This is a genomic window from Micromonospora sp. WMMD1102 (genome assembly GCF_029626265.1).
Classification (GTDB): Bacteria; Actinomycetota; Actinomycetes; order Mycobacteriales; family Micromonosporaceae; genus Plantactinospora.
The window spans coordinates 8,438,263-8,450,476 of record NZ_JARUBN010000001.1 but is presented as its reverse complement, the minus strand read 5'-3'; the positions used below and the strand labels follow the sequence as shown (position 1 = coordinate 8,450,476).

The 12,214-nt window shown below is 72.5% G+C and carries 16 protein-coding genes; 4 read left to right on the top strand and 12 right to left on the bottom strand.

The window, feature by feature from the left end; translation table 11 throughout:
* Positions 1–125: 125 nt before the first annotated feature.
* Positions 126–602, bottom strand: a complete 477-nt coding sequence (locus O7626_RS38480) for a DUF2231 domain-containing protein (protein ID WP_278065837.1) — start codon at positions 600–602, stop codon at positions 126–128.
* Positions 603–852: 250 nt separating this feature from the next.
* Between O7626_RS38480 and O7626_RS38475 the strand changes: the two genes are divergently transcribed.
* Complete coding sequence (locus O7626_RS38475; RefSeq protein ID WP_278065836.1) at positions 853–1,278, top strand: Fur family transcriptional regulator; 426 nt, start codon at positions 853–855, stop codon at positions 1,276–1,278.
* 60 nt (positions 1,279–1,338) lie between these two features.
* Here the strand turns inward: O7626_RS38475 and O7626_RS38470 are convergent, their stop codons facing one another.
* The 10 genes from O7626_RS38470 to O7626_RS38425 form a co-directional block, all read right to left on the bottom strand.
* A complete protein-coding gene (locus O7626_RS38470; protein WP_278065835.1) occupies positions 1,339–2,199 on the bottom strand; it encodes a PD-(D/E)XK nuclease family protein in 861 nt (286 codons plus the stop codon).
* A 131-nt stretch (positions 2,200–2,330) separates the two neighbouring features.
* Positions 2,331–2,945, bottom strand: coding sequence for a MarC family protein (locus O7626_RS38465; RefSeq protein WP_278065834.1), 615 nt, complete (start codon positions 2,943–2,945; stop codon positions 2,331–2,333).
* A gap of 40 nt (positions 2,946–2,985) precedes the next feature.
* Positions 2,986–3,885 carry a PHP domain-containing protein gene (locus tag O7626_RS38460; RefSeq protein WP_278065833.1) on the bottom strand — a complete coding sequence of 300 codons (900 nt, stop codon included), beginning with the start codon at positions 3,883–3,885 and terminating at the stop codon, positions 2,986–2,988.
* A gap of 28 nt (positions 3,886–3,913) precedes the next feature.
* Positions 3,914–5,080, bottom strand: a complete 1,167-nt coding sequence (locus O7626_RS38455) for a hypothetical protein (RefSeq protein ID WP_278065832.1) — start codon at positions 5,078–5,080, stop codon at positions 3,914–3,916.
* 5 nt (positions 5,081–5,085) lie between these two features.
* Positions 5,086–5,784 carry a SigE family RNA polymerase sigma factor gene (locus tag O7626_RS38450; RefSeq protein WP_278065831.1) on the bottom strand — a complete coding sequence of 233 codons (699 nt, stop codon included), beginning with the start codon at positions 5,782–5,784 and terminating at the stop codon, positions 5,086–5,088.
* Positions 5,785–5,926: 142 nt separating this feature from the next.
* Positions 5,927–6,802: a PH domain-containing protein gene (locus O7626_RS38445; RefSeq protein WP_278065830.1), complete on the bottom strand. Its 876-nt coding sequence runs from the start codon at positions 6,800–6,802 to the stop codon at positions 5,927–5,929.
* Between the two features lie 6 nt (positions 6,803–6,808).
* Positions 6,809–6,967 (bottom strand): hypothetical protein, encoded by a 159-nt coding sequence (locus tag O7626_RS38440; protein WP_165436875.1) that lies wholly within the window; start codon positions 6,965–6,967, stop codon positions 6,809–6,811.
* A 119-nt stretch (positions 6,968–7,086) separates the two neighbouring features.
* A complete protein-coding gene (locus O7626_RS38435) occupies positions 7,087–7,815 on the bottom strand; it encodes a DUF6758 family protein (RefSeq protein WP_347404840.1) in 729 nt (242 codons plus the stop codon).
* 98 nt (positions 7,816–7,913) lie between these two features.
* Positions 7,914–8,549 (bottom strand): RNA methyltransferase, encoded by a 636-nt coding sequence (locus tag O7626_RS38430; protein ID WP_278065829.1) that lies wholly within the window; start codon positions 8,547–8,549, stop codon positions 7,914–7,916.
* Between the two features lie 150 nt (positions 8,550–8,699).
* Positions 8,700–9,311, bottom strand: a complete 612-nt coding sequence (locus tag O7626_RS38425; protein ID WP_278065828.1) for a hypothetical protein — start codon at positions 9,309–9,311, stop codon at positions 8,700–8,702.
* Positions 9,312–9,938: 627 nt separating this feature from the next.
* On the opposite strand from O7626_RS38425, the gene trxA reads away from it, so the two are divergent.
* The 3 genes from trxA to O7626_RS38410 all read left to right on the top strand — a co-directional run bounded on the left by trxA (position 9,939) and on the right by O7626_RS38410 (position 11,814).
* Positions 9,939–10,301 (top strand): thioredoxin, encoded by a 363-nt coding sequence (gene trxA, locus O7626_RS38420; RefSeq protein WP_278065827.1) that lies wholly within the window; start codon positions 9,939–9,941, stop codon positions 10,299–10,301.
* Positions 10,302–10,477: 176 nt separating this feature from the next.
* Positions 10,478–10,879 carry a hypothetical protein gene (locus tag O7626_RS38415; protein ID WP_347404839.1) on the top strand — a complete coding sequence of 134 codons (402 nt, stop codon included), beginning with the start codon at positions 10,478–10,480 and terminating at the stop codon, positions 10,877–10,879.
* Positions 10,880–10,905: 26 nt separating this feature from the next.
* Positions 10,906–11,814, top strand: coding sequence for an MFS transporter permease (locus O7626_RS38410; protein ID WP_278066512.1), 909 nt, complete (start codon positions 10,906–10,908; stop codon positions 11,812–11,814).
* Here O7626_RS38410 and O7626_RS38405 read toward each other — a convergent pair.
* Complete coding sequence (locus O7626_RS38405; RefSeq protein WP_278065825.1) at positions 11,751–12,197, bottom strand: DUF393 domain-containing protein; 447 nt, start codon at positions 12,195–12,197, stop codon at positions 11,751–11,753. The genes O7626_RS38410 and O7626_RS38405 overlap by 64 nt on opposite strands.
* Positions 12,198–12,214 lie beyond the last annotated feature (17 nt).

Below are 12,214 nucleotides of genomic sequence, written 5' to 3'. Positions count from 1 at the left end.
GCGGGCGGCGATGCGGGCGCGGCCGGCCCTCGTGAACCCGGCGAGCGCGTCGGCGACGATCCGGCAGCCGTCCAGCATCGCGTCGCCGCCGGGCGGGCAGGACCACAGGCGCCGGGCGGGCAGGACTACAGGACCCCCTGCCAGACCGCCTGGGCGCCGGTGTCGCCGGTGAGGTAGACGTACCAGACGTTGATCGCGGCGAGCACCACCACGACGACGGCGAGCAGCGGTCCGAGCCAGCCCGGCAGGGTGCGGGCGCGGGGTCGGGTCAGGGCAACCAGCACGAGCGTGACCACGCCGAGGGCGAGGCTCCACCACAGGGTCAGCTCGCCGTAGCCCTGGTGCTCCACCACCTTCTCCAGGATCTCCGGGCCGTAACCTTTGGCGATCAACACCTCCTGGAACTCCTCGCCGGACTGCACCGCGAGGAAGGCCGCGACCGGGGCCGCCACGGCCAGCAGCGCCGCCGCCCAGTCGAGCCGGCTGCGGAACCTGGCCAGTACGGCGTACCCGGTGGAGACCAGTGCGAGCAGCGGCACGAAGACGACGGCCGCGTGCACCAGCAACGCGTGTGCGGGGAGACCCATGACTTCCCTGAACACCGACGCCTCCTTGCTGCCGCTCCCGACGGGAGAACCTGGCGGTACGTAGATTCGATCACGTGACCCGCGACCTATACCGGTACACGAGGATCGAGCCGCCCCGGTTCATTCCGGTTCCCACTCCGGCCCGACAGGTGCCGGTGACCGGTGGGCACGAGGGCGTATCCGGGGCGCCGGAGAGCTGTGGCCGGCACCACGCTGGGCCCGCATCCGCCTTGTTGGTGTTCCATCGACGTGCTGTGATAGTGAAATGACTGGCGAGGAGTTGCTCCGGTCGAGGGGCCTTCGGGTCACCCGGCCGCGCCTCGCCGTCCTCGAGGTGCTGGCCGGCGGCGGGCACCTGGAGGTCGAGGAGATCACCCAGCGGGTCCGGGAACGCCTCGACTCGGTCTCCACCCAGGCGATCTACGACGTGCTCGGTGCACTGTCCCGGGCCGGGCTCTCCCGCCGGATCGAGCCGGCCGGATCGCCCGCCCGCTACGAGGCGCGGGTCGGCGACAACCACCACCACGTCGTCTGCCGAGGCTGCGGCGAGATCGCGGATGTGGACTGCGCGGTCGGCTCGGCGCCCTGCCTCGACCCGGTGGCCGCGTACGGCTTCGAGGTCGACGAGGCCGAGGTCACCTACTGGGGACTCTGCCCGAACTGCCAGCGGCGCCGGGCCTCGGACCACTGACCCGGCACGACGTCGGACCCTTCCCCCGGGCACAGCCGGACCGTTCCCCCGGGCACGGCCTCAGGCGACCGGCGGTCCGCCGTTGTCCGGGGTGGCCGGGGCGAGTGCTCGTTCCACCGCCGACCAGGGCTCCCGCTCCGGGACGTCCGCGCCGGCCGGGCAGCTGCGCCGGTAGTCGCACCAGCCGCACCTCGGTCCGGGCAGGACCGGGAACGCCTCGTCCGGGTCGGTTCCGTCGGCGACCGCCCGCTCGGCGGCGATGATGTCCCGCGCCGTGTCCTCGGCCCGGGAAAGTTGCCGGGCGAGCGACTCCGCCGTGTGATCGTGCCCGGCGACCGTCCGGGTCGGCAGGTGGTGCAGCTCCACCCGCCGGCAGGGCTTCCGGAAGACCCGCTCGGCGGCGTACGCGTAGAGCGCGAGTGCCTGCGAGCCCCGAGCGTCGTCGGAGTCCAGTCCGGTACGTCCGGTCTTGTAGTCGACGATCACCAGCTCGGGACCGTCCGGCCCGGTACGCGAGTCGATCCGGTCGGTGCGCCCGTTGAACGCGAGCACGGCGGTCTTGACCGCCACCACCCGCTCCACCCCCACCGGCTCGTCGGCGGGGTCGAGCGACTCCACGTAGGACTCCAGCCACTCCAGCGCCCGGCGGAACACCGCCCGTTCCTGCTCCTCGTCGCGGTAGCCCTCCCGGACCCAGGTGCCCTTGAGCAGGGTCGGCAGCGCTTCCGGGCGGCGGCGGTCGGGGGCCAACGCGTACCAGTTTCGCAGGGCGGTGTGCACGCTCGCGCCGAGCGAGTTGTGCGCCCAGGGCGGCCCCTTGGGCGGCGCCGGCCGGTCGACATAGGAGTAGCGGTATCGGCGCGGACAGTCCACGTATGCGCCCAGTTTGCTCGGCGTGCAGACGAAGAGACGCTCGGGCATCCCCTCGAATCCCAACTGCTCCGGCTGGGCGCCGCCACGCGGTCGAGGGGTCCGATTGCCGCCGGACGATGGCCTTCGCACGGACCGATCCTGCCATGCCGGTCCGACACCTCCGCCGGCACGGACCGTGCTCAGGAACCGGAGATGTGGCTGGAGACGAAGGCGCTGACGGAGTCGGCGATCAACTGCACCGCGATGGCCGCGAGCAGCAGGCCGGCGATCCGGGTCAGCACCTCGATCCCGGCCGGCCGGAGCACCCGGACGACCAGCCCGGAGAAGCGCAGGATCAGCCAGACCGCGACCATCACCGCGACGATGCCGACCGCGATCGCCAGGTAGTCCGCCGTGCCCTCGGCCCGCTGTACGAAGAGCATGGTGGCGACGATCGCACCGGGACCGGCCAGCAGGGGCGTACCGAGGGGCACCAGCGCGATGTTCGAGGTGTTCTGCTGGCCGGGGTCGTCCGCCTTGCCGGTGAGCAGTTCCAGCGCGACGAGCAACAGCAGCAGCCCACCGGCGCCCTGCAACGCCGGCAGTTCGATGTGCAGGTAGTCCAGCAGGGTCTGCCCGGCGACGGCGAAGACGACGATCACTCCGAGGCCGAGCGCCACCGCCTGCCCGGCGGCGCGTACCCGCTCCCGGGCCGGCATCTGGCCGGTCAGGGCGAGGAAGATCGGCACCATGCCCGGCGGGTCGGTGATCACGAACAGGGTCACCAGGACCTCGCCGAGCAGCTTCATGTTCACGCGATCACGTTAGCCGTACGCCGGGCGGTGTCCGCCGAGGTCAGGCCGGGTCCGTGAGGACACCCACCCCACTGCTCGCCGCGACGATCCGCTGGTACGCCTCGACCCCGGTGGTGTACGCGCCGAGCCGGACGGTCTTGTGCGCACCGTGGAAGTCGGACGAGCCGGTGACCAGCAGTCCCAGCTCGCCGGCGAGGGTCCGGACGTGCTCCCGTTCGGCCGGTGAGTGGTCCTCGTGGTCCGCCTCCAGCCCGGCCAGTCCGGCGGCGGCCAGCTCGACGATCAACGAGTCGGGCACGATCCGCCCCCGCCGGCTCGCCCGGGGATGGGCCATCACCGGCACCCCGCCGGCCTGCCGGACCAGCCGGACCGCCCGGAAGACGTCGATGTCGTCCTTGGACAGCCGGTAGCGCTCGCCGAGCCATCGTGGCGTGAACGCCTCGGCGGTGGTCGCCACCAGGCCGGCCCGGATCAGCGCCTGGGCGATGTGCGGCCGGCCCACCGTCCCGCCCGCGGCGGCGGTTCGGATCTCGGCCCAGTCGACGTCGACGCCGTCGGCCCGGAGCAGCTCGACGATGCGTTCGCCGCGTACCTCCCGGGCGGCACGTACCCGGGTCAGCTCGGCGACCAGCTCCGGCGAGGACGGGTCGAAGAGGTAGCCGAGCAGGTGCAGCGGGATCGACGGCTCGGTGCCGTACCAGCGGCAGGAGAGTTCGGCGCCCCGGACCAGGGTGAGTCCCGGCGGCCGGGCGGCGGCGGCCCGCTCCCAGCCCCCGGTGGTGTCGTGGTCGGTGATGGCCAGGACGTCGAGCCCGGTCTCCCGGGCCGACCGGACCAGCTGTTCGGGCGAGTAGGTGCCGTCGCTGGCGGTCGAGTGGGTGTGCAGGTCGATCCGGATTCCGCCACCGCGCGCAGCCGGCCCGCTCTGTCGGGACGTCACCGGCCGAGGTTACCGCCGGGCAACGCGGTCACCGGCCCGCGGGCGCCGCGGTCAGCCTCGGCACGAGTTCCCAGTCCTCCGTGACGCCGTCGGGCAGCGGCACGGTCTCCCTGGTGCCGTCGGTGCGGCAGCGTACGACCTGCCCGCCGTCACCGGTCGCCACCGTCCGGTCGTCGACCCAGACCGGCGGCACGGCACCGGCGGCCGGGCAGGAGAGCACGGCGTTCCGGCCGTCGAGTACGCCGTCGACGTCGATCAGCACGACCTCGGCACCGCGTCGTTCGGCGAGCCAGCGGCCGTCCGGGGTGAGCCCGCCGCCGGAGTTCTCGGCCCGCAGTCCCAGCCCGCAGCCGCCGCTGCGCACCGGTCGCGGCTTGCCGCCGGTGGTGGCGAGGCTCGCCAGGCAGAGCCGGGTGCCACGTTCCTGGCGGACCAGCCCGGCCAGGCCGTCGTCGCGTACCCCGTAGACCGCCAGCACGTCCGGGTTGGGGGTCGGCCGCCGGTCCGGGGCGGCCAGGTCGAGGTAGCCGTAGCCACGGTCGGAGTCGGAGAGCACCACCCGCTCGCCGGCGAAGGCCACCGGCCAGGTGCCGGTGGGTACCTCGACGTGGTCCGTCAGGGCGAGTCCGGTCGGGCCGACCCGGGCGACGTACAGGGTCGTGTCGAGCTGGAAGGCGAGCCGGTTGCCGTCGGTGCTCAGCGCCCACCGGTCGTCCTCGCCGCTGAGCGCCACCGAGGTGCCGTCGGGCCGGAGGAACCTGACCTGCCTGGCCCCGGCGTACACCCAGCCGCCCGGCACCCGGTAGGTCCGGGTGACCTCGCCGACGCCGTCCAGCCGGAGCCGCCGCCCGTCGCTGGTCCAGAGCTGGTCGCCGCTGCGGAGGTCGAGGCCGATCCCGGTGTCCCGGCCGGGGGTCGGCGGCTGCGCCGGGCCGACCGTGACCTCGGCCAGCGAGTCCACGTCGAAGCCGGCGGCCGGGCCGGCGGAGGGCCGTCCGGGCAGCCAGCCGGCGCCGAGCGAGGCGGCTCCGGCGGTGACCAGGACCAGCGCGGCGGCGACCGCCGCCAGTGAGCTGACGGCGCGACGCCGACGACTCACCCGGCCGCGCATGATCACCCGGCCGGCCGGGTCGTCGGCCACCGGTGATGTGTCGACCCGGGCGGCGAACATGTCGCGCAGTTCGTCTTCCAACATGGCCGTCACGCTTCCGCTCCGACCGCCGGGACGGCCTGGGCCGGCACCGTCAGCGCGGCCGGCCGCCGGGCCACGGCCGGGCGCGGCCGGGGCAGCTCGGGCGGGGTGACCGGGAGCTGGCCGTCGGCCGGGCGGGCGGACCGACGGTGGTCGGCCTCCCGCACGGGTACCCGGGTCAGCGCCTCCTCGCCCTGCGGCATCCGGCTGTCGGCCTCGGCACCGAGCCGGCGGCGCAGCGTGGCGAGGGCCCGGGAGGTCTGGCTCTTCACCGTGCCCGGTGAGATGTCGAGCAGTGCGGCGGTCTGCGCCTCGGAGAGATCCTCGTAGAACCGGAGTACGAGTACGGCCCGCTGCCGGACCGGCAGGGTGCGGACGTGCCGCCACAGCCGGTCGCGTTCGAGCTGTTCCTCGATCTGGTCCGGGGCGGGACGCTCGGGCAGCACCTCGGTGGGGCGCTCACCGTGCCAGCGTCGCCGCCACCAGCTGGTCGCCGTGTTGATCAGGACCCGCCGGGCGTACGGCTCGACCGCCTCGATCTCGCCGAGCCGCTTCCAGGCGAGGTACGTCTTGGTCAACGCCGTCTGCAACAGGTCCTCGGCGGTGGCCCAGTCCCCGGCGAGCAGGTACGCCGTACGCAGCAGGGCTGCCGAGCGGGCCGCGACGAACTCGCGGAACTCCTCGTCGACCGAGTGCTTCGGCGCCACTCCGCCTCCCCCCGCCGCCGCTGCCAATTCGACAGGCTGCCACACGGGCACCCGCAGGTCTACGGCCCAAAGGCGCGATTGACCTCGATGTTCGGACAGGTGCCCGTGGCTTTTGCGGCGTTTGGTGCGGGGCGTCGGCTCGTCAGGCGCCGTCGTCGGCCTTGGCCTCCTCGGCCTCCTTGCCCAGCCGCGCCTCCACTGCCTGCGGCTCGTACATCTCCTCGACCACGCGCAGGTAGAGCTCGTTGGGGTTGGGCAGGTACTTGACCTCGCGGAGGGCCTGCTCCTGGCCGGCGGACTCCAGCACGAAGGTGCCGTAGTTGAGCGCCCGGCCGAGCGGCGACTGCTCGTATTTCATGTCGGTGACCCGCAGCAGCGGCATCATCGCCACCTGCCGGGTGATGATCCCGTTGACCACCATCACCCGCTTGTTGGTGAGGATGAAGCGGTCGAAATACCAGTCGGCCACCTTCCAGGCGACCCAGCCCATGATGCCGAGCCAGATCAGCACGGCGACCGTGGTCAGCGCGCCGACCTCCTGGCCGGCGAGGAAACCGGAGAGGTAGCCGAGCACGAAGGTGGCGAGCAGGCCGATCAGCAGCGGGGTGGCGAGGGAGATCTTGTGCCGCTTCCACTCGCCCCGGTAGCGCTCGGTCGGGAAGAGGTAGCGGGCCACCAGCGAGGTCGGCTCGTCCTCCAGCGGCAGCACCCGGCGCGGGCCGAGCGGCATCCCGGAGGCGTCGACCCGGAGCCCGGCCAGCTCCTCCTCGGAGATCTCCGGGCCCTGGTCCGGATCCCGGACCCAGCCTCGGGTGCCGGCCCGGCGCTCGCCGTAGCCGATGTCGTCGGAGTAGGCAGGACCGTCGGAGTAGGCGGGCCCGTCCGAATAGGAGGGGCCGGTGCCGAAGTGTGGCCCCTCGTCGGGCTGGACCCGTGGGATCGGCTCGGTGTCCCGTTCGCGCCGTCGACGTTCGTCGTCGTCCTCGGGCTCAGGGGGTTCACCCGACGGATTACCCATCGACGGTTAGGCCACGAGGTCGGTGAAGAAGTCGCCGAAGCCCTGCGCGACGTCCAGGAGGCTGCCACCCAACGACTTGAAGACGTCGGCGGCCGAGGACGGCTGGTAGGCGATGAAGAAGACCAGGAAGGCGATACCGCCCCAGGTGAGGACCTTTTTAACCATGGCGGGCCATCCCTCCGTGCGGCACCGGGTTGCTAACCGCGGCAAAACCCAGGGTAGCAGTCTGCTGTCCTGCGGGAAACAATCCGCAATCGCGCTCCGACCCAGCCTGACCGGCCATATCAGACCCTCCCGTGCAGGTAGGGGGACGGAGCACCGTACACGAGCTCGGGGGGTGTCCACTCGGTCAGGTCGTGGAGTTCCACGTCGTCCGCGAGGAGGTAACCCGCGCTCGCCGGCCAGGCTATCGCATAGAGCCAGATCCCCCGAGCTTCACCGACGTAGGCACTCCGGTCTGTCGGAGATTTGACTGACCACAGTGGAGTCGGATGGCCGGCGACCCGGACCTTGGCGTGCGCGATCCGCTCCGCGGACCCCGGGCCGGGATCGGTGAGTGCCTCGGTGAGCTGCGGCCCCGGGTCGAGCCCGGTGGTGCCGGCCAGCCGGGTGCCCAGGCCGACGCCGGGCTCCTCGGCGACCAGCACGAGGTCGGCCGGGCCGCCGCCGAGCGGGTCCGGCCCGGTGCAGGCCACGGCGGTCGCGCGTACGCCGCCACGGTCGTCACCGGCCCAGCCGACCCCGGTCATCGTCCAGCCCTGCGGCAGCGGCCAGAAGCACCAGAGCGGGATCGGGAAGTCCGGTCCGTTGCCGGCGGCCCCGGTCTCCCGGTCGGCGGGGTCGCGCTGCCCGACGATCCGCTCGACGGCGCTGGCCAGGATCTCCGGCCCGATGTGTTCCGCCACGTGCAGCGGCGGAACGGGACCGCAGCCGGGACACCGCCAGGCGGTGTGCATCAGGTCCGGCGCCCGGACCGGACCGGCGCAGCGCGGACAGCTCAGCACGACACCCACGACATCTACAGTCCCCGCACCACTACCCCCGAGTCAAGGCGAACCGGCCTTTTCAGGTTGTTTCACGTACGTCCTGGACGTCGGCGGGACGGTACGGGTCAGCCCTCGTCGGGCGGTCGACCCCCGTAGCCGCGGATCCAGGCGTGCATGGCGATGCCGCTGGCCACCCCGGCGTTGATCGACCGGGTCGAGCCGTACTGGGCGATGGAGAAGACCGCCGAGCAGGCGAGCCGGGCCGGCTCGGAGAGCCCCGGACCCTCCTGCCCGAACAGCAGTACGCAGCGGCGCGGCAGTACGGCGCTCTCCAGCGGACGCGAACCGGGGAGGTTGTCGATGCCGATCAACGGCAGGTCGGCGGCGCCGCACCAGGCCAGGAACGCCTCGATCGACAGGTGGTGCCGGACGTGCTGGTACCGGTCGGTCACCATGGCACCCCGCCGGTTCCACCGCCGCCGCCCCACCACGTGCACCTCGGCGGCGAGGAAGGCGTTCGCGTTGCGGACCACGGTGCCGATGTTGAAGTCGTGCTGCCAGTTCTCGATCGCCACGTGGAAGTCGTGCCGGCGCAGGTCCAGGTCCGCGACGATCGCCTCCCGCCGCCAGTACCGGTACCGGTCGACGACGTTGCGCCGGTCGCCGAGGCGCAGCAGCTCGGGGTCGTAGCGGGGATCGGTCGGCGGCTCGCCCACCCACGGCCCGACCCCGACCTCGACCTCGACCTCCGCACCGTCCACGGTTGCCGAGGGTACGCACCCGGCGGGTACTGGCACGGCCCCGGCCACCGCCTGCCGTGGCCCGGCACGGCCGGACAGGATCCGCCATAGCTTGACGCGGCCGGACAGGATCCGCCATGGTTTGGCGCGGCCGGACGGGGTCCGGGCGGTTCAGCCGGCCGGGCGTAGTCCCAGCGCCTCGCCGAGCTGATCGAGCACCCGGCGCTGTTCCGGATCGACCGGGTCGCCGAACGGGCGGGGCCGGCCGTCGGAACCGGCCGCCCGGCAGACCCGGGCCGCGACGGACTGCACCCACTGCCGGTAGGCGGCCGAGTCGGCCGGGTCGGCGTGCCGGGCCAACGTCTCGACCGCCGCCCGGCAGGACCGGAGCAGTTCGGCGAGTCCGTCCTCGCGCCCGCCGTCGGGGTGTGTGCCGGCGGGGTGTGTGCCTGCCTCGTGCCCGCCGCCGGCGAGCCCGCCGTCGGCCGTTCCGGCACGGACCGGTCCCGAGCGCCCGTCGTCGGACTCGGCGTAGATGGCGGCGACCACCGCCCGGACCAGTTCGCTGTCGAACGACCGGCCGGCGGCGATGCCGTCCAGGCCGGCCAGCCCCTCGGTGACCGTCCGGACCGGATTGTCCGGCCGGGCCGACGAGGCCGCGACGATCACCCGACCGGGCAGCCGGACGAGCAGTCGCCAGTCGTCGGGCGGGTAGCCGGTGATGGTGGCCCGCCAGGCACCATGCGTGGCACCTGGCGAGTCCGGAGATCCGGTCTGACTCATGGCGCCTCCCGGATCAGCATAAGCCGGCGATAGGAGGAAGGCCCGATTCAGCCCGAAAAGTGGTAGGCCGGCGCGTCTCTCGGCACTACGGCGCGAGGCGGGGGTGCGGCGCGTCGGACCGGCCGGACTTGCGGGGTCTCCAACGCTGAATTAGAGAGGCGCCGGGTGATGCAAACCGACCCCGGACGCAATGAGCGGCGGGGCCCTCCCCGGCACCCGCCGCCCACGCTCTGATGGGAAAGATTCTGCCCGATCCGACCCGGCCGACAGAAGACTTCGCCACGAGATCGGAGTCACAGTTACCTTTTTGTAATGTTACTGAACGTGAGTGGCCGTACTCGCCCAGGCATCCGTTATGTCACCTGTTTCCGCTTGCCAACCGGCAAGTATTCGGATCACACCCCGACTGGCCAGCGAAAGCTCTGGAAACGCTCCCATGACCGACAGTAACCGAACTGTGTCGCCAATGGTTCACTTCCAGTACGCCTGAATCACCGACCCACATCGATGCCGTTGCCGACGTGAGCCCGCACACGGTGACCGTTTCAACCCGCCGCGCCGGGGAATTCTCAGCAGGCCGGGTGGGTTTCAGCAGTCGTAAGGCCAATTGGGTGATCGGAGTGATCAATGGCGACCGTTGAGCTGACCGCAGCCAACTTCGACGAGGTGACCGAGCAGCCGGGCATCGTGCTGGTGGACTTCTGGGCGGACTGGTGTGGCCCGTGTAAGCGGTTCGCGCCGGTCTACGAGCGGTCCTCGGTCAAGCACGAGGACATCGTGTTCGGCAAGGTCGACACCGAGGCGCAGCAGGAGATCGCCGCGAAGTTCGACATCCGCTCCATCCCCACGATCATGGCGATCCGGGACGGGGTGATCGTCTTCGCCCAGCCGGGCGCCCTGCCCGAGTCCGCCCTGGAGTCGCTGATCGAGCAGGTGCAGGCGCTGGACATGGACGACGTACGCAAGCAGCTCGCCGAGCACAGTCACTGAGTTCCGGACCAGAGGGTTCACCGGGACCACGAAGCTCCGCGCCGCGGCCGGACACCCGCACGGGTGTCCGGCCGCTGGCGTCCGGGGCCGGTCGAGGAGTACCGGCGGATCTTGCGCGTACCGCGTAAGGTCTCGAACCGATGGACGCGTTGCCGAGGCGGGGCCGGAGGATCCGGGTGGGCCTCACCCTGCTGGCCGGTGCCGTACTGCTCGCCGGCACCCTCTGGGGGCAGGACGACCACTTCCCGTTCGGCCCGTTCCGGATGTACGCCGGCTCCAACCCGCCGGACGACCCCGCCCCGGACACCCGGGTCGAGGGGGTCGACACCACCGGCGCGGTGGTCGGGCTCGGCGAGGACACCACCGGCATCCGCCGGGCCGAGATCGAGGGCCAGCAGGGCCGGTACGAGGAAGACCCGACCCTGCTGCGCCAGGTCGCCGACGCGTACGCCGAACGGCACCCGGACGCGCCGCCAATCGTCGAGGTACGCATCGTGATCCGCTGGTACGGCATCACGGACGGCCGGCCGACCGGCAACTCGGTCGACGAGACGGTGGTCCGGTGGCAGGCGTCGTGAGCGCGTCCCGACGGGTCGGCGCCGCCGTGTCCGGCTGGCTGACCGAGCCGGTGCCCCGGGGCCGGGTGGCCGCCTTCCGTACCCTGGTCTACCTCTTCGTCGTCGCGGACCTGCTGTTCTTCACCCCCTGGGTACGCGACAAGGCCAACATCCCCGGCGAGCTGTACCAGCCGCTCTTCGTCGGCCGTCTGCTCCCGCTGCCCACCCCCACCCCGCTGCTGGTCACCGTCCTGTTCTGGGCGCTGCTGCTGCTCTCGCTCGCCGCCGCGACCGGGCGGGCACCCCGGTTGCTCGGCTGGGCCGTCTTCGCGCTCTATTTCGAGTGGATGGTCGTGGCGATGAGCTACGGGAAGGTGGACCACGACCGGTTCGGCTTCCTGGTGGCCCTGGCGGTGCTGCCCACGGTGGGCCGGGCCCGGCACGGCGACCCCACCCGCTCCGAGGCGGCCGGCTGGGCGCTGCGGGTCACCCAGATCGCCGTGGTCTGCACCTACTTCCTGGCCGCCTGGGCCAAGCTCCGGTTCGGCGGGCCGGAGTGGATGACCGGGTCGGTACTGGCCCGCGCGATCATCCGGCGCGGTACCGAACTGGCCGACCTGATCGCCCAGGTGCCGTACCTGCTGATCGCGGCGCAGATCGGCATCGTCGCGTTCGAGCTGCTCAGTCCGCTGGTCTTCGTGGTGCCAGCGCGTTGGCGGAGCGCCGTGGTGGCGTTCTTCTACTCGTTCCACCTGGTCACCATCGCCACCATCACGATCTCGTTCGCCCCGCACCTGGTGGCGATGACCAGCTTCCTGCCGCTGGAGCGGCTACGTCCGCTGGCCCGGCTCCGCCGGCTGACCCGGCAAGCCGGCGGCACCGGCGGCGGTGTTCAGGAGGCCGCCGGGCCGGTTCCGACAGAGCCGTCCGGCGCGCCGTCGCCGGCCGTGCCGTAGAGCCGGTCCCGGGTCGCCTGCGGCAGCGAGCAGGCGGCCGTACCGCCCGGCAGCCGGTGCCGGTTGCGGGCCACCCAGCGGTACGCCGGCCAGGCCAGGGCGCGCACCGGGGGCAGCCGCAGGGCGGCGCCGAGCAGCCGCCAGCCGGGGCGGCTCGCGCCGAGCAGCCGGGCGATCGCGTCCGGGCCGGCGGCACGTACGCCGTCGGTGCCGATCCACCAGACCGCCTCCTCGCACTCCGCGACGGTCAGCCCGAGCGCGTCGAGGTCGGCGAACTGCCAGGGCAGCACCTTCGCCCCGGTCGGGACGCGCCGGTCGACGAACCCGGCGCAGGTGGTGCAGAAGGCACAGTCGCCGTCGTACACGAAGGTGGGCTGGTCCATGTCACCAGTTTCCCCGG

Bases quoted from the DNA above. Each gene is read 5' to 3' on its own strand.
- O7626_RS38475 (WP_278065836.1), top strand. From the start codon at position 853: ATGACTGGCGAGGAGTTGCTCCGGTCGAGGGGCCTTCGGGTCACCCGG.
- O7626_RS38470 (WP_278065835.1), bottom strand. From the start codon at position 2,199: ATGCCCGAGCGTCTCTTCGTCTGCACGCCGAGCAAACTGGGCGCATAC.
- O7626_RS38455 (WP_278065832.1), bottom strand. From the start codon at position 5,080: ATGTTGGAAGACGAACTGCGCGACATGTTCGCCGCCCGGGTCGACACA.
- O7626_RS38445 (WP_278065830.1), bottom strand. From the start codon at position 6,802: ATGGGTAATCCGTCGGGTGAACCCCCTGAGCCCGAGGACGACGACGAA.
- O7626_RS38440 (WP_165436875.1), bottom strand. From the start codon at position 6,967: ATGGTTAAAAAGGTCCTCACCTGGGGCGGTATCGCCTTCCTGGTCTTC.
- O7626_RS38425 (WP_278065828.1), bottom strand. From the start codon at position 9,311: ATGAGTCAGACCGGATCTCCGGACTCGCCAGGTGCCACGCATGGTGCC.
- trxA (WP_278065827.1), top strand. From the start codon at position 9,939: ATGGCGACCGTTGAGCTGACCGCAGCCAACTTCGACGAGGTGACCGAG.
- O7626_RS38405 (WP_278065825.1), bottom strand. From the start codon at position 12,197: ATGGACCAGCCCACCTTCGTGTACGACGGCGACTGTGCCTTCTGCACC.